Source organism: Seohaeicola nanhaiensis (assembly GCF_042654245.1).
Classification (GTDB): Bacteria; Pseudomonadota; Alphaproteobacteria; order Rhodobacterales; family Rhodobacteraceae; genus Seohaeicola_A; species Seohaeicola_A nanhaiensis.
In genome coordinates this window covers 936150-959240 of the sequence record NZ_JBHSGI010000002.1, presented here as the reverse complement: position 1 = coordinate 959240, position 23091 = coordinate 936150, and the positions used below count along the sequence as shown (strand labels likewise).

Sequence of the window (23091 nt, the reverse complement as noted above, 5' to 3'; positions counted from 1 at the left end):
CGGCCCGAATCCAGGACGAAACCCAGAATGACCTTCCTCCCGCGTCTGAACGAGACGCTCGACACCCTGCGGCGCCGCACCGGGCTGATGCTCGTCGTGATGTGCCTCGGCCTGCTGCTCTCCGCCGGTCTCGGGATGACCCAGCGCCCGCTTTATGACTCCCGCGAAGTCATCGAGGTCTCGGCCCCGCGTCTGGCCGGGGCCTCGGCCGCCGCCGCTCGGGGCAGGCTGCGCGGCCAGGTCGACGGGCTGATGCGCGCGGTCCTGTCCGATCAGGCGCTGGGCCAGGTGATCGACGCCTACGATCTCTTTGCCGACCGCCGCGGCATGACCCGGCGCGCCCAGCTCGACGCCCTGCGGAACGCCGTGCGGATCGAGCTGAAGGCGCCGGGCCCGGAAGAGCCGCCGCGTCTGCTGATTTCCGCCCGGATGCCCGATGCCGAACAGGCCCGGCTGGTCGCGCAGGAACTCGGCCACCGCCTGATCCGAGAAAGCGTGCTGCTGCGCATCGCCGAGGCGCGGGCCACGCTCGACTTCTACCTTGCCCGCGAAAGCGGCCTGATCGCCGATCTGGCCGAGCAGGAGCGCCGCATCGCCGACTTCCGCACCCGCCACGACGCCGCGCTGGCCGCCGGTGATCCCGCCGGGATGGACGAGCTCGCCCGGATCGACGCCGCCATTCTGGCGATCGACCGCGCCCGGGCCGCGCCGGGGGCGGGCCAGTCCGACGCCGCCAGCGATCTCGACCGCCGCCGCGCCGTGCTGACCGCCGCGCGCCGCGCCCAGCTGCGCGCGCTCGCCCCGCCGCCCGCGCTGGAACAGGACTATGCCGCGCTGCTGCACGGCCTCGGCAATATCATGGCTCAGCTCGACGACACCGCCCAGAGCCGAGACGCCGCCGAGGTCGACCTGATGCTGGAAACCCGTCACATGTCCGAGCGGCTGGTGGTCATCGAACCCGCCGAACGGGCCGAGGCCCCGGTCGAGGACAACCGCCGCGCCGTAGCCTTCGGCGGCGGCGCGCTCAGCGCGCTGGTCGCGGTGGCGCTGGCGCTGCTGCTCGACTGGCGCAACCCGGTGGTGCGCACCACCCGCCAGCTTCGCCGCCTGACCGAGGTCGGCACCATCGTCAGCGTCCCCCGCGCTGTGCCGCCGGCGCGTTCCACGCACGACCGGACCGGCCCCGTCTGACCGCCGCCACACCCCGCGCCGCTTTTTAATTTGACACCGGAATTAAATCGCGGGACAGTCGCCTCGAACAGGGGGGAGGCGTCATGTTCATCGGTCTCGATCTGGGCACGTCCGGCGTGCGCGCGCTACTGTTGCGTGCCGATGGCACCGTCGCCGACAGCGCCGATGCCGCGACCCCGGTGGCGCATCCGCATCCCGGCTGGTCCGAACAGGATCCCGCCGACTGGATCGCCGCCACCCGCACCGCGCTGAGCGAACTCGCAGCGCGCCAGTCGCTGGCCGGGGTGCAAGGCATCGGCCTCTCCGGGCAGATGCACGGCGCCACGCTGCTGGACGAAACCGGCAAGGTGCTGCGCCCCTGCCTGCTCTGGAACGACACCCGCAGCCACCAGCAAGCCGCCCGGCTCGATGCAGACCCGGACTTCCGCGCGATCTCCGGCAACATCGTCTTCCCCGGCTTCACCGCCCCCAAGGTGCTCTGGGTCGCCGAGAACGAACCCGACACCTTTGCCCGCACCGCAAAGGTCCTCCTCCCCAAGGATTACCTCGCCTACTGGCTCACCGGCCGCTACACCTCCGACATGTCCGACAGCGCCGGCACCGCCTGGATGGACGTGGGCCGCCGCGCATGGTCCGACGCCCTGCTTGCCAAATCCGGGATGCGCCGAGACCAGATGCCCGCCCTTCTCGAGGGCACCGGCATCACCGGCGCGCTCCGCCCCGAGATCGCCCGCGACCTGGGCCTGCCGGACACCGTGCAGGTCGTCGCCGGCGGCGGCGACAACGCCGCCTCGGCCTGCGGCGTCGGCGCGCTGACCGAAGGCGACGGCTTCGTCTCGCTCGGCACTTCCGGCGTCCTGCTCGCCGCCCGCGATGGCTTCAACCCCGCCCCCGAAAGCGCCGTCCACACCTTCTGCCACGCCATACCGGGCACCTGGTACCAGATGGGCGTCATTCTCGCCGCCACCGACTCGCTGAATTGGCTCGCGAAGGTCACCGGCACGAAACCCGCCGACCTCACCCGCGCCCTCGGCCGCCTGCAAGCCCCGGGCAATCTCCGCTTCCTCCCCTACCTCTCGGGCGAGCGCACGCCGCACAACGACAGCACCATCCGCGGCGCCTTCCTCAACCTCGACATCGCCAGCGAACAGGCCGACCTCACCCGCGCGGTGATCGAAGGCGTCAGCTTTGCGCTGAAGGACAGCCTGATCGCCCTGAAATCCACCGGAGCCAAACTCGACAAACTCCTCGCCATCGGCGGCGGCACCCGGTCGCGCTACTGGGTCGAGCTGCTGGCCACGACCCTGAACCTCCCCATCGACCTGCCCGAACGCGGCGACTTCGGCGCTGCCCTCGGCGCCGCCCGCCTCGCGCTCTGCGGCGTCACCGGCGCCGCGCCGTCCGACGTCATGACCAAACCCCCCGTGGCCGAAACCATCGACCCCCGGTCCGACCTCACAGATTCCTTCGCCGAGGCCCACGCCGCCTTCGCCGCCTCTTATCCCACATTGAAAGCCCTGCAATGACGCACCCCTTCTTCGACGGGATCGAGCCCGTCCGCTATGACCCCGACAGCACCGGCATCGCCTTCCGCCACTACAACCCCGACGAGGTCGTGCTCGGCAAACGGATGGAGGATCACCTCCGCTTCGCCGTCGCCTACTGGCACAGCTTCGCCTGGGAAGGCGGCGACCCCTTCGGCGGCCAGACCTTCGAACGCCCCTGGCACCCGCAGGACGCGATGGACCGCGCGAAAATCAAGGCCGACTGCGCCTTCGACCTCTTCGACCTGCTGAACGTCCCCTATTTCTGCTGGCACGACGCCGACATCCGCCCCGAAGGCGCGACCTTCCGGGAAAGCCACGACCGCTTTCAGCAGATCATCGCCTATTTCGAAGAAAAAATGGCAACCCGGAAGACGAAACTGCTCTGGGGCACCGCCAACATGTTCAGCCACCGCCGCTGGATGTCCGGCGCCTCGACCAACCCCGACCCCGAGGTCTTTGCATATGCCGCCGCCACGGTGAAGATGTGCTTGGACGCGACCCATCGACTCGGCGGGCAGAACTACGTCCTATGGGGCGGGCGCGAGGGGTATGAAACTCTGCTCAACACCGACCTGGGCGCCGAACTCGACCACATGGGCCGGTTCCTGAACATGGTCGTCGACTACAAGCACAAGATCGGCTTCACCGGCGCCATCCTGGTGGAACCCAAGCCGCAGGAACCGTCCAAGCACCAATACGACTACGACGTCGCCACCTGCTTTGGCTTCCTCCAGAAATACGGGCTCGAGAAAGAGGTGAAGCTGAACATCGAACAGGGCCACGCCATCCTGGCCGGGCACAGCTTCGAGCACGAGATCGCCCTCGCGGCCAGCCTCGGCGTCTTCGGTTCCATCGACATGAACCGCAACGACTACCAGTCCGGCTGGGACACCGACCAGTTCCCCAACAACACCCCCGAGGTGGCGCTGGCCTATTACCACATCCTCAAGGCCGGGGGGTTCACCACCGGGGGCACCAACTTCGACGCCAAGATCCGGCGTCAGTCGCTGGACGCAGAGGATTTGGTCGCCGCCCATGTCGGCGGCATGGACATCTGCGCCCGCGGCCTCAAGGCAGCGGCGGCGATGATCGAGGACGGCGGTTTGGACAAGGCGCTGGCCGACCGCTACGCCGGCTGGGCCACGGAAGAGGGCAGGGGCATCCTCGCCAGCGACCTCGACAGCCTCTCGGCGCGCGTCCTGTCGGGCGAGATCGACCCGCAGCCCCGCTCGGGCCGGCAGGAGATCCTGGAAAACTACGTCAACCGCTTCGTCTGATGGGGCGCGGCGCCGGAGATTGGCGTCTTCTGGATCGGATCGCTGCCGCGATCCGACCGGCGGGGGCTCTGCGCCCGCACCCCCGGAGTATTTGGAAAGAGAAGATGCAGGCAGGCGGTCTGGCCCTCGCCGCGCTGCTCGGGCTCACGACCGCCGCCACCGCCGGCCCGCTGCCGCGCGATGAACCTACCTTTCGCCCGGTCGTTCCCGCCGAGGCCGCGCTGGGCCGGCTGCTGTTCTATGACCCGATCCTCAGCGGCAACCGCGAGGTCTCTTGCGCCACCTGTCACCACCCGCGCTTCGCCACCTCGGACGGCCTCTCGCTCGGCATGGGCGACGGCGGCATCGGCCTCGGCCCCGACCGCCAGATCGACCCGGCCAACCCGCCCGAAAAGCGCATCCCGCGCAACTCTCCGGCGCTCTTCAACCTGGGCGCCACCGAATTCACCCATTTCTTCGCCGACGGCCGGCTGGAAGACGACCCGACCCGCCCGCATGGCATCCGCACCCCGCTGGGCGAGGACATGGCCGCGGGCTTTGACAACGCCCTCTCGGCGCAGGCGATGTTCCCCGTCCTCTCGCCGGACGAGATGGCGGGCCACTACACCGAGAACGACGTGGCAAAGGCCGTCCGGCTCGGTTTGCTCACCGGCGAGGGCGGCGCCTGGTCGATCCTGTCCGCGCGCGTCGAGGCGATCCCCGCGTATCGCGCCGCCTTCGACGAGGTGATCGGCCCGCGCCCCGTCGCCTTCGCCGATATCGCCAATGCGCTCGCGGCCTTCATCGCGCTGGAATGGCGCGCCGACGACAGCCCCTTCGACCGCTATCTGCGCGATGGCACCCCGCTGGAGCCGATGGCGGCCCAGGGTATGGAGCTGTTCTACGGCAAGGCCGGCTGCGATGCCTGCCACTCCGGGCGCTTCCAGACCGACCACGGCTTTCACGCCATCGCCATGCCGCAGATCGGCCCCGGCAAGGCCGCGCGCTTCGAGCGTCACAACCGCGATGTCGGCCGGATGCGCGTCACGGGGGATGAGCGCGACGCCTATGCCTTCCGCACGCCGCCGCTGCGCAACGTCGCCCGGACCGCGCCCTATGGCCATGCCGGCGCCTATGCGACGCTTGACGCGGTGATCCGCCACCATCTCTCGCCCCGCGCCGCGCTCGCCGCCTATGATCCGGCGCAGCGGCTGCTGCCCGCGATGGCGGTGCAGAGTGACCTGGCGATCCTCGAATCCCCCGAGGAAGTGCAGGCCATCGCCGCCGCCAGCAGCCTTGCCCCGTCACAGCTGACCGACAGCGAAATCGCCCAGCTGGTCGCCTTCCTGAACGCGCTCACCGACACCGCCAGCCTGCCGGGCCGTCTCGGCATCCCCGACACCCTGCCCAGCGGCCTGCCGGTGGCGCGTTAGGCGAAGCCGACCGACACCGCGCCGAAACGGCCGAAATCGGCCTCGATCCGCGCGCCCGGCGGGCATTCGACCGGCCGGATGAACGACCCCGACAGCACCACGTCCCCCGCCTCGATCTGCTGGCCGTATTGCGCCATCCGCCGCGCCAGCCACAGCACCGAGGTCACCGGATCGTTCAGCACACCCGCGCCCAGCCCGGTTTCCTCGACCACCCCGTCGCGTGTCACCACCGCGCCGACCCAGCGCAGGTCGAAGGCGTCGATGGCATGGCGCTGCGCCCCCAGCACGATCCCCGCATTGGCGGCGTTGTCGGAAATCGTATCGGTGATGATCCGCGCCCGGCCCGTCGCCGGATCGGCGCGCAGGATGCGGGTGTCGAGAATCTCCAGCGACGGCGCGACGCTCTCGGTCGCTGCGATCACATCCTCGCCAGTCTCGGCGCCCGCCAGCGGGGCCTTCATGACGAACGCAATCTCCGCCTCGACGCGCGGCTGGATGAACCGCCCCGCCGGCACCATCGCGCCGTCCTCGAAAACCATGTCGTCCAGCAAGACCCCGCTGTCCGGCGTGTCGATCTTCAGCGCGTCCTGCATCGCCCGGCTGGTCAGGCCGATCTTCCAGCCGATCCGCTTGCGCCCCGCCTGCATCTTCCGCGCCACCAGCGCCGCCTGCACCGCATAGGCGTCGTCCATCGTCATGCCGGGATAGGCCAGCGACAGCAGCCCGCACTGCTTGCCGGTCTCCTCCGCCTCGAAAAGGGCGGCAGCGGCCTGCGCCACCTGCTCGGGCGTCATGCCTCGTCCTCCACCGTATTGCGCAGCACGCCGATCCCCTCCGCCTCGACCTCGATCACGTCCCCAGGCTTCAGGTATCGCGGCGGATCGAACCGCGCCCCCGCGCCGGTCGGCGTGCCGGTGACGATGATGTCGCCCGGCACCAGCGTGGTGAAGGTCGAGATATAGGCGATCTGCCGCGCCACCGGGAAGATCATCCGCCCCGTCCGGTCGTCCTGCCGCACCTCGCCATTCACCCGCGTCATCAGCCGCACATCCTCGATCTGCGCGGGATGCGTGAAGGGCACCAGCCAGGGCCCCATCGCCCCTGAGGAATCGAAGTTCTTGCCCTGCGTCACATTGAACTTGGCATGGCGCACCCAGTCGCGCAGCGTGCCTTCGTTGCAGAGCGTCAGGGCGGCGATATGGCTCAGCGCCCGATCCTGGGGGATATGCCGCCCGCCCTTGCCGATGACCACCGCGATCTCGCCCTCATAATCCAGCTGCTCCGACGCCTTCGGACGGATCAGCGCCCGCCCGTGCCCGGTGAACGATCGCGGAAAGCGAATGAACAGCGACATGTTCGCCGGCGCCTCCTGCCCATCCTTGTATTCCGCGTTGCGGTCCGGAAAGTTGACGCCGACGCAGATGATCTTTTCCGGCGCCGGGATCGGGATGTCATAGGTGAACTCGCGATGCGTCACCGCGCGCCCCTGCGCCGCCTGCGCCAGCGCGTGCAGCCCGTCTGCCGCGATCACCTCGCGCAGGGTCGGCCATTGCGGGAACTCCGGCGACAGCGCCACCGCGCCCCCCTCGGTGATCGCGCCATAGAAGGTCTGCCCTCCGGCGGTATAGGTCGCAAACCGGCTCATGTCAGACCCCTCGCAATCTCGGTGATGACGCCATGCGCCATCATCACATCCTCCTCCGTCGTCTCGAACTGTCCGGCCTGGAAGCGGATCACGAAAGACCCGTCCACCCGCGTCTGCGTCAGGTAGATGCGCCCGTCGTCGTTGATCGCATTGACCAGCCGCAGGTTCAGCGCGTCCAGATCATCCACACCCTCGGGCGCATAGCGGAAGGTGAACAGCGACCACATCGGCTGCGTGACGATCTCGAAATCCGCTTCCGCCGCCAGCCGCTCGTGCAACTGCCGCGCCCAGGCGACATGGTTGCGCAACCGGGTCCGCAGCCCCTCCAGCCCATAGGCCCGCAGCACGAACCAGATCTTCAGCGCGCGAAAGCGGCGGCCCAGCGGCACCGACCATTCCGAATAGTTGATGATCCCGTCCGCCCCGTGGGTCTTCAGATACTCCGGGCTGATTGCCAGCGTCTTCACCAGATCGTCCGGGTTCTTCAGGAAATGCGCCGAACAGTCGAACTGCACCCCCAGCCACTTGTGCGGGTTGAAGACGATGCTGTCGGCGCGCTCGACGCCTTCCCACAGGGGCCGGAACTCCGGACAGATCATCGCCGATCCGGCCCAGGCGGCGTCGACATGGCTGAAAAGCCCATGCCGCTCCGCCACATCCAGACAGGCCGCCACCGGATCGGTCGCCCCCGTCCCGGTACCGCCAACACAGAGGATCACGCCACAGGGCGTCAGCCCCGCCGCCTTGTCCGCAACAATCGCCGCCTCCAGCGCCGCCGGATCCATCCCCCGCTGCGCCCCCTTGATCGGCACCCTTACCAGATTGGCCTGCCCGATCCCCGAGACCCAGATCGCCCGGTCGATCGAGGTATGCACCTCGGACGAGGCATAGACCCGCAGCCGCGCGTTCCCCGCCAGCCCCTCGCTGTTGCCGGTCCAGTTCAGCGCCTTCTCCCGCATGGTGAGGACAGCGGCCAAAGTCGCTGAGGAGGCCGAATCCTGGATCACCCCCTGAAACGGCTGCGGCAGTCCCAGCGCCTGCCGCAGCCAGTCCATCATCCGGGTTTCCATCTCGGTCGCCGCGGGCGAGGTCTGCCACAACATGCACTGCGGGGCGAGCGCCACCGCCAGGAACTCGGCGAGAACCGAGGCCGGCGCGGCGTTCGAGTTGAAATAGGCAAAGAACCGCGGGTGCTGCCAATGGGTGATCCCCGGCATCACGACATCCTCGAAATCGCGGAAAACATCCTCCAGCGCTTCCGCGCCTTCAGGCGGTGCCAGCGGCAGCGCGTTCAGCACCTCGCCCGGCCGGGTCCGCGCCCGCACCGGACGCTCCCCCACCGTCTGGTGATAGTGCTGCGCCCACTCCGCCACCCGCGCGCCCCAGGCGCCGAACTCGTTCCACTGCATCCCCTGCCTCGCTCGGCGCCGGCCGCTGTCCCGGCCAGGCCCTTCTCTGGTTCACAAACACCTTGGGGGTGAATTGGCCGAAGGCCAAGAGGGGGCAAGGCCCCCTTCCACCCCCGCCGCCCTCACGGCGCGATGATCGGCTGCGCCTTCAGGTCCGACGCCACCGGTTCCACCCCCTCGAAGGCCGAGCCTTCCTCGAACCAGCTCTTCGGCGCCGGCGCGCCCCACAGCGTTTGGCGCTGCGGGTCCTTCAGATCCCAGCGGATCGGCTCGAGGTCGGGATCGACCGTCTGATAATCCGAGCAGTAGATCTCGATCCGGTGCCCGTCCGGGTCGCGCACGTACAGGAAGAATGCATTCGAGATGCCATGCCGCCCCGGCCCCCGCTCGATGTTGGGCAGATATCCGGTGGTGCTCATCAGGTCGAGCAGGTCGATGATGTTCAGCGGCGTCGGCACCCAGAAGGCGGTGTGATGCAGGCGCGGGCCCAGCCCGTTGGTGAAGGCCACGTCATGCACGCCGCCCTTGCGGTGCATCCAGGCCGCCCACAGCCGCCCCGTCTCGCTGTCCTCGGTGTATTCCGTCACCCGGAAGCCGATCTCGTTGTAGAAGCCGACCGAGGCGTCGACGTCCGAGGCGAACATGTTGAAATGGTCGATCCGCAGCGGCTTTACCCCGTTGTAGAGCCTGTATTTCTGGTGGATCGGCGCCAGCCGGTCCATCTTCACGTAGAACTCCAGCGGAATGCCCCAGGGATCGCGGGTGCGCAGCGTCCGCCCCATGAAGGGCTGCGCGACCCATTCCACCGGCAGGCCCTTGCCCTCGAAGAACGCCGCGGCCCTGTCCAGATCTTCCTCGTCGAACAGCTTGAACCCCAGCACGCCCACCGAGGGCGCCTCCGCCTTCACCAGCGCGATGCAGTGATGCCCCCGTTCCTCCATCGCGCGCAGGTAGATCGTCTCGTGATCCTCGTCCGTCACCTGCAACCCAAGCGTATCGACATAGAAGGCGCGCGAGGCGGCGAGGTCGATCACGCGGTATTCGACGTGGGACAGCCGCACGATGTTGAAGGGTGGGTAGAGATTGGGGGCCGGAACGGGCATGTCTTGGTCTCCTCCTGCGGCGGCGTGATCCACTTGAGCGCGTGCCGCGCGTTCGATTGTCTGCGATGAGGCGCTCTGCCCCTCAAACTCCCCGGAGTATTTCCGAAGAAAAGAAATCAGGCGCCAAGGCGGGGAATCCTGTGCTGGCCGGTCGCCAGACCGATATGCTTGGTCTCCATGTAGAAATCGAACGACCAGTCGCCGCCGTCGCGCCCGATCCCGCTGGCCTTGACCCCGCCGAAGGGGGTTGGCAGGTGTCGCACGTTCTCCGAATTCACCCAGATCATCCCCGCCTCCAGCCTGTCGGTAAAGCGCAGCGCGCGGGTCAGGTCGTTGGTCCAGACATAGGCGGTCAGCCCATAGGGGATGTCGTTGGCGATCTGCAGCGCCTCGGCCTCGTCCTCGAAGGTGATGGCCGTCAGGACGGGTCCGAAGATTTCTTCCTGCGCGATCTTCATGTCGTTCTGCGCCCCGGTGAACAGCGTCGGCGCCACATACCAGCCGGTGTCGCCCACCCGCGCGCCCCCTGCGGCGATGGTCGCGCCTTCGCTGCGCGCGGTCTCGAAATAGGAACAGACCTTGTCGAAATGGGTCTTGTGGATCAGCGGCCCCACCTCGGTCGCCGGATCCAGCGGGTGGCCGACCTTTATGCGCTTCACCCGCTCGGTCAGCTTCGCCACGAACCCCGCCGCCACCGAACTCTCCACCAGCAGCCGCGAGGAGGAGGTGCAGCGCTCGCCGTTCAGCGAGTAGATCATGAAGATCGCGGCATCCAGCGCGCGGTCGAGGTCGGCATCGCCGAAGACCACCACCGGGTTCTTGCCGCCAAGTTCGAAATGCACCCGCTTCAGCGTGTCGGCGCCCTGCTTCATGATCATCGACCCGGTGCGGCTCTCGCCGACAAAGGCGATGGCGCGGATGTCCGGGTGCTCGGTCAGCGCGCGCCCGGCATCCTCGCCAAAGCCGTTGACCAGGTTCCACACCCCATCGGGCAGCCCGGCCTCCTGCGCGATCTCGGCCAGCAGCCGCGCGGTCAGGGGCGAGAATTCGGCCGGCTTGTGCACCACCGTGCAGCCTGCCGCCAAGGCAGGGGCAATCTTCCAGGTCGACAGCATGAAGGGCGTGTTCCAGGGCGTGATCACTCCCACCGGGCCAATCGGCACCCGTGTGGTCAGGTTCATCAGCGTGTCCGAGGGCAGCACCTGCCCGTCGCGCGCCCCGGGCGCGCGGTCGGCGAAAAACCGGAAGTTCTCGGCCCCCCGCAGCGCCGCCTTGGACATGAACCGCAGCGCCTGCCCGGTGTCCCAGCATTCGCACAGCGCGATTTCCTCGGCGCGGGCGACAATACCGTCGGCGATCCTGTGCAGAATCTTCTTGCGCTCGGTCCCGCCCATGTCGCGCCAGGCCGGAAAGACCGCCTTGGCGGCCCTGGCCGCCGCATCCACATCCGCCGCGCCGCTCTTGGCCACCGCGCAGATATGGCTCTCGTCCACCGGAGAGGCATTGTCGAACGTCGCGCCCGACTGCGCCGGCACGGTCTCGCCGCCGATCAGGTTCATCACCCCGTCACGGCGGAACCGCTCCAGCAGGCCGCCCAGGCGGTCGAGGTTGGTGGCGAGATCACTCATGGCTGCCGTCCCCTTTCAGATGGTTGCGGATGGTGCCCGTCTTGGGCGAAAGTTCGGGGTCGATGTCGCGCATTTCGAAGGACAGCGCGATGGAATGCTGTGCCATCGCCGGCGCCAGAAACGCCTCGGCCGCCGCGAAGACATGCGCCGTGGCGGCCTTGCGCGTCGCCAGATCGCGCCCGCCGCGCAGGCGCAGCGCGATGTCGACATAGCCGTGCTGCGGATCGCCATCGGCGATGCTGACATGATCGGCCCGGATCGCGCGCACCCGCACCCCCGCCATCGGCAGCACCCCGGTCTCTATCGCCGCCCGCCGCAACACGTCGCACAGCGCGCCGATATCGACACGGCCTTCCATGTTGGCGGAATAGTCCACGGTGATATGCGGCATCTTCGGCAGTCTCCCCACGCGCCGATTTAGTTAACGTGTTTAGCAATCTTCCCGCAACAGTCAAGGGCGCCCCTTTGCGCCGCCCCTTTCATCACGATTGCACAGTTTGCGCGGATCGGCAAAACTGCTGCATGGCAAAAACGCTCTTGTCGACGTCCCGATCGCTTCCCATCGCCCTGCTGCGCGCGCGCGAGCGGGTCATGGGGCCCATCCGCAACCAGCTCTCCACCGTCGGCGTGACAGAACAGCAATGGCGCGTCCTGCGGGTGCTGCAGGAAGACGGCCCGATGGAACCGACGCGGATCGCCGAGCAGGCCTGCCTGCTGCTGCCCAGCCTCACCCGCATGTTGCAGAAGCTCGAAGAAAAGAAACTGATCCAGCGCAAACCCGACAAGACCGACCGTCGCCGGCAGGTCGTGCGCATCACCCCGCGCGGCAGCCGCCTGATCGACGAGAACCTGGAACGCAATCTGGAGCTTATGGAACAGGTCCGCCAGCGGATGGGGGTCGACCGCTACGACGCCCTGCTCGACCTGCTGAACGCGCTCGACCAGCTGGGCCCGCCCGAGGACAAGGGCGACTGAGCGGCGCCCCGCCGCAGCGCAGCTCCGCCATTGCCCCGCCCGGCCCGCACGCTAGACTGGGGCAAAACCGCAGCAAGTCGGGACAAGGGCAGTATGGGCAATTTCATCAACACCACAATTCCACGGCGGGCCATGCTCGCCGGACTGGGCTGCGGGCTGCTCGCGGCCTGCACCAATCCGACCGGCCCGGCCTTCACGCCCGCGCCGCGCAGTAGCGCCACCTGGACCACTGCGCCCAATTCGGGGTTCGACGCCTGGGTCGCCGGCTTCCGCACACGCGCGCTGTCGCAGGGCATTTCCGGCCCGGTCTTCGACAGCGCCTTCCGCGGCGCGGGCTACCTGCCCTCGGTGGTCGAACGCGACCGCAACCAGACCGAATTCACCCGAACGCTGGAAGACTACATCGCCATCGCCGCCTCGGACGAACGCATCGCCAAGGGCCGCGCCGCGCTCAGCCGCCACGCCACCACCCTGCGCGCCATCGAATCGCGCTATGGCGTGCCCGCCAATGTGGTCGTCGCGGTCTGGGGGCTTGAGAGCTTTTATGGCGAAAGGCGCGGCGACGCCCCGGTGATCGCCTCACTGGCCACGCTCGCCTATGACGGCCGCCGCGGCGCCTTTTTCGAAAGCCAGCTGATCGCAGCGCTCAAAATCCTGCAGAACGGCGATATCACCCCCTCGGGCATGACCGGCAGCTGGGCCGGCGCGATGGGCCACACCCAGTTCATCCCGACCTCGTACCTGGCCTATGCGGTCGACTTCAACGGTGACGGCCGCCGCGACATCTGGTCGGACGATCCGACCGACGCGCTGGCCTCCACCGCCGCCTATCTCTCGCGCTCGGGCTGGGTGCGCGGCCAGCCCTGGGGGGGCGAGCTCGGCTCGGCCGCAGCGAAGTCCGGCACGCCCGTCTCGGTGATCCAGCCCCAGCCCGGCGGTCCGCAATTCGCGGTCTTCCGCAACTTCGGCGTCATCAAGCGCTACAACAACTCCGACCTCTACGCGATCGGCGTCGGCCACCTGTCCGACCGTCTGGCCGGGGGCGGCCCGCTCAGGACCCAGTTCGGCCCCGACGCGCGCGGGATGACTCTGAACGACCGCAAGGCCCTGCAACAGCGCCTCACCGCGCGCGGCTTCGACACCGGCGGCAGCGACGGTGTGATCGGCCCCAAGACCGAATCCGCCATCCGCGACTTCCAGCGCAGCAACGGCCTGCCCCAGACCGGCGAACCCTCGATGGACCTGCTGCGCCGGCTGGGCTGAGGGCAGGGGGGCCTAGCGCATCAGCCAGGCAAAGGCGTTGCGCAGCGCCGCCTGTCCGCCGCGCTCCAGCGGCGCGCCATGCGCCATGACCAGCCGCTGCGCCGGCCACCCGAGGATGCGCCCGACGCCCGCGCGGGCGGCCGCCCGGTCCGTCGTCGCCATGCGGAACTTGCGCGGCACCGAGGGCGCATTCGCCGTCATCAGATCCAGCCGCGCCACCAGCGCCCGCCACCCGTGAAACCATCCCGCCGGGATCTGCTGCACCAGATCCGTCACCAGCACCGTGGCCGAGCGGCGGTGAAAGAACACCACCTCGGTGGTGATCCGGTTCCCGCGCACCACCACCTGATCGAAAGCGCCGGCCCAGTCCCGATCCGCGTCATCCCCCAGCGTCGCATGGATCGCCGTCCCCGCCACCTCTGCGGTCAGCCCCGGCGCGCCGTGCACCCGCGCCTCGGGCCATGCCGCCGCCCATTCGGCAAGGAAGGTGTGGTGCAGGCTGTTGGGCGCGATCACATAGCGCACGGGGCCGAGCGCCTCCACCGCGCCGCGCACCTCCCGCGTCAGCGCCACCGGCGACCAGACCCACAGCCCGCCGTCCCCCGGCAACCGCACGACTGCCATCCGCGTCGGAAACCGGAACCCCGCCGCGCCGGTCACCGCCGGCCCGTCGCACAGCCAGAGATCGGGGCCGAACTGTCGCACGCTCAAACCTGTCCTGAACACCTCTGCGCCCAGGCTAGGCCCCGCCACCCGGATTGTCCAAGCCAACCGCACCCTCGCCCCCCGGAAAATCGCGCTGGCAAATCGCCCGCGCCCGCCCTAGCGTCCGCGACATGAGCACGGACGACATACACGACAGCGCCTATTCCTGGCTGCGCCTCTGCATCACCATGGTCATCGCCATGGTCGCCAATGTCGGGATCTGGGCGATCATCCTCGTCCTGCCCTCGGTCGAGACCGAATTCGGCGCCACCCGGGCCGAGGCCTCGCTCGCCTATACCATGACGATGATCGGCTTTGCCCTCGGCAACCTGCTGATCGGCCGCATCGTCGACCGCTTCGGCGTGACGCTGGCGCTGATCGCCGCCGCGCTGACCTCGGCCGTGGCCTATCTGCTGGTGATGGCCGCGCCCACGATGGGCCTGCTCTCCACCGCCCACCTGCTGCTGGGCCTCGGCACCGCCGCCGGCTTCGGCCCGCTGATGGCCGACATCTCGCACTGGTTCCTGCGCCGGCGCGGCATCGCGGTCGCACTGGTCGCCAGCGGCAACTACATCTCGGGCGGCATCTGGCCCAGCCTGCTCACCCCGATGCTGACCAATGGCGACTGGCGGCAGGTCTACCTGCTGCTCGCCGGGGTCACCGTCGCCACCGTGATCCCGCTCGCCCTGCTGCTGCGCCGCCGCCTTCCGGAAGAGGCGCACGGCCGCGCCCAGGCCGCATCCGACCTCAAGGCGCTCAGCGCCGGCTTTTCGCCGCGCGCGCTGCAATGGCTGCTCGGCCTCGCCGGGATCGGCTGCTGCATCGCCATGTCGATGCCGCAGGTACATATCGTCGCCTATTGCATCGGCCTCGGCTACGGCCCCGCCGTCGGCGCCGACCTGCTGTCGCTGATGCTGCTCGGCGGCGCGGTCAGCCGGATCGTCTTCGGCCTCGTCGCCGACCGCCTCGGCGGCGTGCGCACCGTGCTGGTCGGCGCGCTGCTCCAGGCCCTCGCCCTCGCGCTCTACCTGCCCTGGGACGCGATGGTGCCGCTCTACATCATCAGCCTCGTCTTCGGCCTCTCGCAAGGCGGCATCGTCCCCAGCTACGCCCTCATCGTGCGCGAATACATGCCCGCCCGCGAAGCCGGCGCCCGCGTCGGCTTCGTCCTGATGATGACCATCCTCGGCATGGCCATCGGAGGCTGGATGTCCGGCTGGATCTTCGACCTCTCCGGCAGCTACCACCTGGCCTTCCTGAACGGGGTGCTCTGGAACGGGCTGACGATTGCGATCATGCTCCTGCTGCTGGCGAGGTCGCGGCCGAGGGGGGCGAGGGGTGTGGTGGCTTAGGGCAACGGCTGCGCTCGAACCCTTGCGCCAAGTCTGCTGCCCGCGGGAGAACCGTCCGCTTCGGAGGTCGGCTTGGCGGACGACGCCGACCCCGCAGGCGTCACATTCGCCTTTTATGTGTCGGTAGGTGTCTCGTCCCAAAGATAGGGTTCATCTGCCGGTGCAGCCAACCAGTTAAGGGCATGGTGACGTTCCACTACGACGTCCATATTCAAGCCGGCGGGCATCGCTTGGCCCTTCATTGATGCCTCTCGCGCTGCCCAGTGCAAACGATAGGTAAAGTCCGACTCGTCAAGTATCTCGGATTGGGATCGCAGCAGAACACCGTTCAGAAAGCTCGCACGGTCCCCCGTATGAAAAATGCTCCAGAATGCATTCCAGTCGCAACTTGTCGACGGAAACAACAACTCATCGTATCTCCCGGCGGCCCACAGCAAGGCATGGCCAGCCTCGGCTCGCCAAGAGAATTGTAGTCTGGCGTTTTCTGAAGGTTCCCGATCAAGAATGAATGTGGACTCCTTTGGAGAGAGTTCCTTTTCGACGCCATAGTGCTGAACCCCTTCCAGAACGAAGTCGTGGTCCGCGCCTGCACCTTTCATGGACACGAGTGCCAGACAGATTATTCTCGTCCCTACAGCTTCCGGGGTTCGACGTTCCGTTTCTTCGACAGTTTCGATTCTTGGAAGGTAATCGATGTAGGGAACATCGTGCGCCTTCAGCCTCGCGATCGAACCCGCCTTGCGTATGTCCGCCTCTGCTTCAGGGTTCATTCGGGCCTCTCTTCTCGCCGTAATGGGGTCGCCGATCCATTTTGCAGCGTCTACGTCTGGAAATCAAAGGCCGCGCTCGCCTCCGACCCCCAATTCCAGCCTCGCGCACCCTGCGCCTGCCCCGAAACCGCGCGCGCCCAGAGCGGAGCAATGGTGTGGAACGTCAGGCCACGCCTTACCGCAAGCCGATGTCCCCTCATGGGAAAGCGTCCCGGACCTACGCCCCCTCACCCCCCAGATGCCGCTCCCCCCGTTCCCGCGCCAGCCGCATCTGCCGGGTCCGCTCCCGGAACCGGGCCTTGTCCGCCTCGCTCGTCTCGCTGAAACAGTGGTGGCACGACACCCCCGCCTCATACTCCGCCCGCTCCATATCCGCCGCCTCCAGCGGCCGCCGGCAGCCGTGGCACAGCAGGTGGTCGCCGGGCTTCAGGCCGTGGCCGACGCTGATCCGCCCGTCGAAGACAAAGCAGTCGCCCTGCCAGGCGCTCTGATCCTCGGGCACCTCCTCCAGATACTTCAGGATGCCGCCCTTCAGGTGATAGACCTCGGCCACCCCCTGACCCAGCAGGTAGTTCGTCGACTTCTCGCAGCGGATCCCCCCGGTGCAGAACATCGCGATCCGCTTGTTGTGGAACCGCTCGCGGTTCGCCTCCCACCAGGCCGGAAACTCGCGGAACGACCGGGTGCCCGGATCGACCGCGCCCTCGAAGGTCCCGATCGCCACCTCGTAGTCGTTGCGCGTGTCGATCACAGCCACGTCGGGCTGGCGGATCAGGTCGTTCCAGTCCTCGGGCGCCACGTAATGCCCGGTGCCGGCCAGCGGGTCGACATCGGGCTGGCCCATCGTGACGATCTCTTTCTTCAGCCGGACCTTCAGCTTGCCGAAGGGTTCGGCTTCGGCCTGCGCCTCCTTCCACTCCAGCCCGGCGCAGCCGGGCAGGGCGCGGATATGCGCCAGCACGGCGTCGATCCCCGCGCGCGGCCCCGCGATGGTGCCGTTGATCCCCTCGCGCGCCAGCAGCAGCGTGCCCTTCACGCCCTGCGCGCGGCACAGCGCCGCCAGCGGCTCTTTCAGCGCGGCGGGGTCGTCGAAACGGGCGAAGTGATAAAGCGCGGCGATGGTGAACATGGCCGGCTGTCTAGGCCGCGCCGCGCGTCCGGGCAAGCCCACCGATTGACGCGGGCCCCTCCCGCCCCTACCGATGGACCAGCAGAAGGAGACCGCCATGACCCGCGCCCTCATCGTGATCGACGTCCAGAACGACTTCTGCCCCGGCGGCGCGCTGGCGGTGCCCTTCGGCGACGCCGTGGTCGCGCCGATCAACGCGATGATGGACAGCTTCGACGCGGTGATCCTGACGCAGGACTGGCACCCGGCCGGCCATTCCTCCTTCGCCTCCTCCCATCCCGGCGCCGCGCCCTATGCGGTGGTGCAGATGGATTACGGCGACCAGGTGCTCTGGCCCGACCACTGCATCCAGAACAGCCCCGGCGCGGCCTTCCATCCGGGCCTGCGTACCGATGCCGACATGATCCTGCGCAAGGGCTTCCGCCCGGCCATCGACAGCTATTCCGCCTTCTTCGAGAACGACCGCACCACGCCCACCGGGCTGGACGGCTACCTGCGCACACGGGCGATTTCGGAACTGGTCCTCGTCGGGCTGGCCACCGATTTCTGCGTCAACTACTCGGCCGTCGATGCCGCCCGGCTCGGCTATTCCGTCACCGTCGCTCTGAACGCCTGCCGGGGCATCGACCTCGACGGCTCGCTCGCCGCGGCCGAGGTGGCGATGCGCGAGGCCGGGGTGCGCCTGACCTCCGGCTGAGGTCGTCCTTTCTTAACCGGCTGCGGGCTATCAAGGGGCAAGGACTACCCTTTCCCGGATCCGCCATGCTGGATGCCCCCGACCCCCGGCCCCCCGATATCGAGGCCGAATTCTCGCCCGAGAACCTGCTCGCGCGTTATGCGCGCGGCCGGGTCGCGCATGTCGGCAGCCGGCAGGTGCTCACCATGGCCGGCGGGCTGACCCTGACCGCGGTCGAGGGGCTGGTGGCCGGCGTGATCGCCATGGCGATCGCGCTCGCGGGCGAACTGGTCGACTGCCTGCTGCTCGCGCGGGTGCCCGCTCTGCTGGCGCGCGGCATGCCCTTTGCCCGCCTTTCCCGTCTGGTGACCGCAACCGCGACCCTTCAGGCGATGTCCATCGCCGCCTGTGTGCTGATGGCCTGGTTCGCCGCCAACGCCCATGCGCCGCTTTTCGCCCTCGCCTTTCTGGCCGGTGCGGCCGTCAACGCCGGCATCGTCCTGCCGTTTCACCGGGGCGCGGCGCTCAGCCGTCTGATGATCTATGCGATCACGCTGGTCGTCGGGTTCAGCGGCCAGGTCCATACCGAACACCCCGGTCACGTCGAACTCATCCTGAATGCCTCGGGTGCGGCGGTGCTGGTCTTTCTGGTCCATGTGATGCTGAATTTCGCGCTCACCGGAACCGCCCGCAACCGGCAGCACCTGCTCGAGATGGCCGAACACCGCCACCAGCTCGAAGTTGCAAACCATCGCCTCCGTCGCAGCCAGAAAGAGGCGCAGCGCCTCGCGCTGGTCGCCCGCCACGCCAACGACAGCGTGCTGCTGCTCGATGCCCACGGGCGGATCACCTGGGTCAACGACGCCTTCACCCGCATCACCGGATATCCTTTGGCCGAGGCGGCAGGCCAGCGGCCCGGCGATCTGCTGAACGGTCCCGAAACCAGCGCCGAAACCATCGCTGCGATCCGCGCGGCCGCATCGGCAGGTCGCCCCTTCCGCGGCGAAATCCGCAACCGCATCCGCGACGGCACCTATGTCTGGATCGACTCCAATCAGGTGCCGGTGCTCGATGCCGACGGCCGCCCCGAGATGTTCATCGCGGTCGAACGCGACGTGACCGAGGCGCGCCGCGTCGCCTCGGACCTCGCCCGCGCCAAGGACCGGGCCGAGGCCGGCGCGCGGGTCAAGGCCGAGTTCCTGGCCAACATGAGCCACGAGATCCGCACGCCGATGAACGGCATCACCGGCATGGCCGAATTGCTCTGCGACACCGACCTGACCGCCGACCAGCGACTCTATGCCGAAACCATCCACGACGCCGCGCAGTCTCTGCTCGGGCTGATCGACGACATCCTCGATCTCTCGCGCCTCGACGCCGGCAAGCTGTCGATCGTGCCGGCCGATTTCGACCTGCGCGCCTGTCTTGACAGCGTCATCGCCATGTTTCGCGCCCAGGCCGGGCGCAAGGGGCTGGCGCTCACCCTGCGGGTCGACCCGCAGGTGCCGCGCTTTGTCACCACCGATGACACCAGGTTGCGGCAGATCCTGGTGAACCTCATCGGCAACGCCATCAAGTTCACCCAGACGGGCGGGGTCGACGTCACCGTCCGCCTCTCCGAACCGCCGGATCGGCTGGCCATCTCCGTCACCGACAGCGGTATCGGCATCGCTCCGGACCACCTCGACCACATCTTCCAGCGATTCAGCCAGGCCGAATCCGACACCACGCGGCGCTTTGGCGGCAGCGGTCTGGGGCTGACCATCTCGCACATGCTGGCCAACTCCATGGGCGGGACCATCGAGGTGCGCTCGTCCCCCGGCGCCGGATCGTGCTTTACTCTCTCGCTGCCGCTCGTCCTCGCCGCCGGTCCGCCCGCGCCGCCCCCCGAAGAGGTCGTCCCCGACCCCGCCAGTCTTGCCGGACGGCGCGTGCTGGTGGCCGAAGACAATCAGGTCAACCGCCTGCTCGTGCAGCGCTTTCTGCACGATCTGCCCGTGACGCTGCACTTCGCCCGCAACGGTCGCGAGGCGGTCGAAATGACCCGCAGCCTCGGACCCGACATCGTGCTGATGGACATGTCGATGCCCGAGATGAACGGGATCGAGGCCACCCGCGCCATCCGCGGCGCCGGTGTGGCCCAGCCGGCCATCGTGGCGCTGACCGCCAATGCCTTCGAGGCCGACCGCGCCGCCTGTCTGGCCGCCGGGATGGACGGTTTCCTCACCAAACCCGTCCGCCGGGCCGAGCTGGTCCGCGTGCTGGCGCAGTACAATCCCCGCCCGGGGGGACCCGCAGCGCATTGATTCCGCTTGGATAGCCCGCCTCGTCGTGTAACTTGCGCGGCAATAACCCTGACCGGGGAGGCGGGACTTTGGACATCGCGGCACGCGTCTACAATCACAAGTGGAAGATCGATCCGATCATCCGCTCCCTGATCGACACCGATTTCTACAAGCTGCTGATGTGTCAGTCGGTGTTCCGCAACAAGCCCGACACGCGCGTCACCTTCTCGCTGATCAACCGCTCCAAGCATGTGCCGCTTGCCCGGCTGATCGACGAGGGCGAGCTGCGCGAACAGCTCGACCACATCCGCTCGCTCTCGCTCAGCCGCGGCGAAAGCACCTGGCTGCGCGGCAATACCTTCTATGGCAAGCGCCAGATGTTCCGCCCCGACTTCATGGAGTGGTTCGAGGGCCTGCGCCTTCCGCCCTACTTTCTCGAACGCAAGGGCGACCAGTACGAACTGACCTTCGAAGGCGCCTGGCCCGAGGTGATGCTCTGGGAAATCCCGGCCCTCGCCGTCCTGATGGAACTGCGCGGCCGCGCGGTGCTGAACGCGATGGGCCGGTTCGAGCTCAAGGTGCTCTACGCCCGCGCCATGACCCGGCTCTGGGAAAAGATCGAACGCCTGCGCACGGTCGACAACCTGTCGATCGCCGATTTCGGCACCCGGCGCCGGCATTCCTTCCTCTGGCAGGACTGGTGCGTCCAGGCGATGATCGAGGGGCTGGGCAGGAAATTCACCGGCACCTCCAACTGCCTGATCGCCATGCGCCGCGAGGTCGAGGCCATCGGCACCAACGCGCACGAGCTGCCCATGGTCTATTCCGCCCTGGCCGAGACCGACGCCGAGCTCGCCCGCGCGCCCTACGAGGTGCTCTCCGACTGGCACGACGAACACGATGGCAACCTGCGCATCATCCTGCCCGACACCTATGGCACGAAGGGTTTCCTCGAGAACGCGCCCGACTGGCTGACCAAATGGACAGGCGTTCGGATCGACAGCGGCGATCCGGCCACCGGCGCCGACATCGCCATCGACTGGTGGCGCAAGCGGGGCGAGGATCCGCGCACCAAGCGGGTGATTTTCTCCGACGGGCTCGACGTCGACAAGATCGTCGAGCTGCAGGCGCAGTTCGCCGGCCGCGTCAACGTCTCCTTCGGCTGGGGCACGCTGCTGACCAACGATTTCCGCGGCCTCGCGCCCGACGATGCGCTGGCGCCCTTCTCGCTGGTCTGCAAGGCGATCAGTGCCAATGGCCGCCCCACCGTCAAGCTGTCGGACAACCCCGAAAAGGCGATGGGCCCGCCCGACCAGATCGAACGCTACAAGCGGGTCTTCGGCGTGGGCGACCAGCAGCGCATCGCCGTCGAGGTCTGAGCCGCCTCAGAACTTCGGCATCGTGAAGCAGAAGACCGCGCCGCGTGGCTGCGCCGGGCGCAGCGACAGCTGCGTGCCCCAGCGCATCACGATCCGCCGGACCAGCGCCAGGCCGACGCCCGAGACCTCGGCGTTAGCTGCGGGCTTCGACATGGTCCAGAACATGTCGAACACCCGCGCGGCATGTTCGCCCGGAATGCCGGGACCGTCATCCTCGACCTCGAAGCGGTGAATGCGCCGGTCGGCGGCATAGCGGATGATGATGTTCGGGCGATGGTCGGGGTGGTGCTTCACCGCGTTGGAAATCAGGTTGCGCAGGATGATCTCCAGCTCCACCCGCTGCGCCCGCACCACCGGGAAACTGCCCTCCAGCCGGGCCGAACCGCCCGCGGGCACATGCAGGCGCACAATCTCCTCGACCGTCCGGCGCAGGTCGACGTCACTGATCTCCTGCGCCGCGCCCTCGATCAGGATATAGCGGAACACCGCCTTGATCAGCGAATCGAGCGTTGCCGCCCGTTCGGAAATCGCACTCAGATGTTCGCGCACCGCCGGCAGCGCGGGGCCGGGCGCATCGGAGAGGTCCTCCTGCGCGAATTCCGCCAGCGCGCTGATCTGGCGGAGCGGCGCCCGCAGGTCGTGGGCCGCGACCTGGGCAAACTGTTCGATCTCATCGATCCGGCGGATGTCATGCTCCAGTTGCATCCGCATCCGCTGGCGTACCAGAACCAGCAGGCCAAAGGCCGTCAGCACCGCCAGCGCGGAGGGCATCAGATAGAGCATCACGGTGCGCTCATCGAGCGCCAGTTGCTGCGCCCTCATCCGTGCTTCGACGCGCTCGTTGATGATCTCCAGTTCCTGCAGCGAATCCTCGTCCGAAATCCGCACGGCTGCGTCGATCTCCCGCGGGCTGCGACCCTCGGCGTGCATGGCGGTGATCACGGCGATGTTGCGGCGGTAGGCTTCGACCATCTCGCGCTGCGCCGACAGCGTCAGGTTCAGATCCGCCGCCGCCACCTGCGCCTCCAGCGTGTTCAGCACCGCCGTCGCCCGCTCGGCCGAGGCGATGGCGGCGTCGCGGTAGAAGGGTTCGCCAGGGCGCAGAATCCAGTTCTTGAAATGGTGGATCAGCCCGCCGTATCCGATGGCCCGCTGATGGTCGAGCACCACACGGTGATAGGCCAACTGTCGGTCGGACAGCCGGCTCTGCTCCTGGCGAATCGACCTGAACATCACCGCGAAGACGAGAAGCGTAACAAGGGCGATGGCCAGAAAGGTCAGCGTCAACGCTTTGATATTTTGCTTCAATTGCCGTTTTGGCGTCATCGCCTTGCCTCGTGCCCTT

At 68.0% G+C, this 23091-nt stretch carries 20 protein-coding genes; 10 read left to right on the top strand and 10 right to left on the bottom strand.

Annotated elements, in window-relative coordinates; all coding sequences use genetic code 11:
* The first annotated feature begins 27 nt into the window (after nt 1-27).
* The 4 genes from ACFO5X_RS04825 to ACFO5X_RS04810 all read left to right on the top strand — a co-directional run bounded on the left by ACFO5X_RS04825 (nt 28) and on the right by ACFO5X_RS04810 (nt 5427).
* The gene (locus ACFO5X_RS04825; protein ID WP_380716102.1) at nt 28-1191 is read left to right on the top strand and encodes a GumC domain-containing protein; all 1164 of its coding nucleotides are present in this window, start codon (nt 28-30) and stop codon (nt 1189-1191) included.
* 83 nt (nt 1192-1274) lie between these two features.
* Entirely contained in the window at nt 1275-2717 is a 1443-nt protein-coding gene (gene xylB / locus ACFO5X_RS04820) for a xylulokinase (RefSeq protein WP_380716101.1), read from the top strand.
* Complete coding sequence (gene xylA / locus ACFO5X_RS04815; protein ID WP_380716100.1) at nt 2714-4015, top strand: xylose isomerase; 1302 nt, start codon at nt 2714-2716, stop codon at nt 4013-4015. The genes xylB and xylA overlap by 4 nt, the downstream gene beginning before the upstream one ends.
* Before the next feature lie 104 nt (nt 4016-4119).
* Nucleotides 4120-5427 carry a cytochrome-c peroxidase gene (locus ACFO5X_RS04810; RefSeq protein WP_380716099.1) on the top strand — a complete coding sequence of 436 codons (1308 nt, stop codon included), beginning with the start codon at nt 4120-4122 and terminating at the stop codon, nt 5425-5427.
* On the opposite strand, the gene hpaH is transcribed toward ACFO5X_RS04810, so the two are convergent.
* The 6 genes from hpaH to ACFO5X_RS04780 all read right to left on the bottom strand — a co-directional run bounded on the left by hpaH (nt 5424) and on the right by ACFO5X_RS04780 (nt 11603).
* The gene (gene hpaH, locus ACFO5X_RS04805) at nt 5424-6221 is read right to left on the bottom strand and encodes a 2-oxo-hept-4-ene-1,7-dioate hydratase (RefSeq protein ID WP_380716098.1); all 798 of its coding nucleotides are present in this window, start codon (nt 6219-6221) and stop codon (nt 5424-5426) included. The two genes, ACFO5X_RS04810 and hpaH, sit on opposite strands and share 4 nt — an antisense overlap.
* Nucleotides 6218-7072 carry a fumarylacetoacetate hydrolase family protein gene (locus ACFO5X_RS04800; RefSeq protein ID WP_380716097.1) on the bottom strand — a complete coding sequence of 285 codons (855 nt, stop codon included), beginning with the start codon at nt 7070-7072 and terminating at the stop codon, nt 6218-6220. Before ACFO5X_RS04800 ends, hpaH begins: the two co-directional genes overlap by 4 nt.
* Complete coding sequence (locus ACFO5X_RS04795; RefSeq protein ID WP_380716096.1) at nt 7069-8481, bottom strand: pyridoxal phosphate-dependent decarboxylase family protein; 1413 nt, start codon at nt 8479-8481, stop codon at nt 7069-7071. Before ACFO5X_RS04795 ends, ACFO5X_RS04800 begins: the two co-directional genes overlap by 4 nt.
* 122 nt (nt 8482-8603) lie before the next feature.
* Nucleotides 8604-9584, bottom strand: coding sequence for a 3,4-dihydroxyphenylacetate 2,3-dioxygenase (hpaD, locus tag ACFO5X_RS04790; RefSeq protein WP_380716095.1), 981 nt, complete (start codon nt 9582-9584; stop codon nt 8604-8606).
* 116 nt (nt 9585-9700) lie between these two features.
* Nucleotides 9701-11212, bottom strand: a complete 1512-nt coding sequence (gene hpaE, locus ACFO5X_RS04785; protein ID WP_380716094.1) for a 5-carboxymethyl-2-hydroxymuconate semialdehyde dehydrogenase — start codon at nt 11210-11212, stop codon at nt 9701-9703.
* Complete coding sequence (locus tag ACFO5X_RS04780; protein ID WP_380716093.1) at nt 11205-11603, bottom strand: 5-carboxymethyl-2-hydroxymuconate isomerase; 399 nt, start codon at nt 11601-11603, stop codon at nt 11205-11207. Before ACFO5X_RS04780 ends, hpaE begins: the two co-directional genes overlap by 8 nt.
* Nucleotides 11604-11734: 131 nt before the next feature.
* Between ACFO5X_RS04780 and hpaR the strand changes: the two genes are divergently transcribed.
* Both hpaR and ACFO5X_RS04770 read left to right on the top strand, forming a co-directional pair.
* Nucleotides 11735-12187, top strand: coding sequence for a homoprotocatechuate degradation operon regulator HpaR (hpaR, locus tag ACFO5X_RS04775; protein WP_380716092.1), 453 nt, complete (start codon nt 11735-11737; stop codon nt 12185-12187).
* Between the two features lie 93 nt (nt 12188-12280).
* Nucleotides 12281-13450, top strand: a complete 1170-nt coding sequence (locus ACFO5X_RS04770) for a lytic murein transglycosylase (protein WP_380716091.1) — start codon at nt 12281-12283, stop codon at nt 13448-13450.
* Between the two features lie 12 nt (nt 13451-13462).
* Here the strand turns inward: ACFO5X_RS04770 and ACFO5X_RS04765 are convergent, their stop codons facing one another.
* Nucleotides 13463-14155 (bottom strand): DUF4336 domain-containing protein, encoded by a 693-nt coding sequence (locus ACFO5X_RS04765; protein WP_380716090.1) that lies wholly within the window; start codon nt 14153-14155, stop codon nt 13463-13465.
* 131 nt (nt 14156-14286) lie between these two features.
* Between ACFO5X_RS04765 and ACFO5X_RS04760 the strand changes: the two genes are divergently transcribed.
* The gene (locus ACFO5X_RS04760) at nt 14287-15507 is read left to right on the top strand and encodes an MFS transporter (RefSeq protein ID WP_380716089.1); all 1221 of its coding nucleotides are present in this window, start codon (nt 14287-14289) and stop codon (nt 15505-15507) included.
* 113 nt (nt 15508-15620) lie between these two features.
* On the opposite strand, the gene ACFO5X_RS04755 is transcribed toward ACFO5X_RS04760, so the two are convergent.
* Entirely contained in the window at nt 15621-16277 is a 657-nt protein-coding gene (locus tag ACFO5X_RS04755; RefSeq protein ID WP_380716088.1) for a DUF4272 domain-containing protein, read from the bottom strand.
* A gap of 217 nt (nt 16278-16494) precedes the next feature.
* A complete protein-coding gene (trhO, locus tag ACFO5X_RS04750) occupies nt 16495-17406 on the bottom strand; it encodes an oxygen-dependent tRNA uridine(34) hydroxylase TrhO (RefSeq protein ID WP_380716087.1) in 912 nt (303 codons plus the stop codon).
* A gap of 97 nt (nt 17407-17503) precedes the next feature.
* Here trhO and pncA point away from each other — a divergent pair, with 97 nt between their 5' ends.
* The 3 genes from pncA (at nt 17504) to pncB (ending at nt 21746) form a co-directional block, all read left to right on the top strand.
* Nucleotides 17504-18103, top strand: coding sequence for a bifunctional nicotinamidase/pyrazinamidase (gene pncA / locus ACFO5X_RS04745; protein WP_380716086.1), 600 nt, complete (start codon nt 17504-17506; stop codon nt 18101-18103).
* A 65-nt stretch (nt 18104-18168) separates the two neighbouring features.
* Nucleotides 18169-20388 (top strand): hybrid sensor histidine kinase/response regulator, encoded by a 2220-nt coding sequence (locus ACFO5X_RS04740; RefSeq protein WP_380716085.1) that lies wholly within the window; start codon nt 18169-18171, stop codon nt 20386-20388.
* A gap of 68 nt (nt 20389-20456) precedes the next feature.
* A complete protein-coding gene (gene pncB / locus ACFO5X_RS04735) occupies nt 20457-21746 on the top strand; it encodes a nicotinate phosphoribosyltransferase (RefSeq protein ID WP_380716084.1) in 1290 nt (429 codons plus the stop codon).
* A gap of 6 nt (nt 21747-21752) precedes the next feature.
* Here pncB and ACFO5X_RS04730 read toward each other — a convergent pair whose 3' ends face one another.
* Complete coding sequence (locus ACFO5X_RS04730; protein WP_380716083.1) at nt 21753-23033, bottom strand: sensor histidine kinase; 1281 nt, start codon at nt 23031-23033, stop codon at nt 21753-21755.
* Nucleotides 23034-23091: the final 58 nt, after the last annotated feature.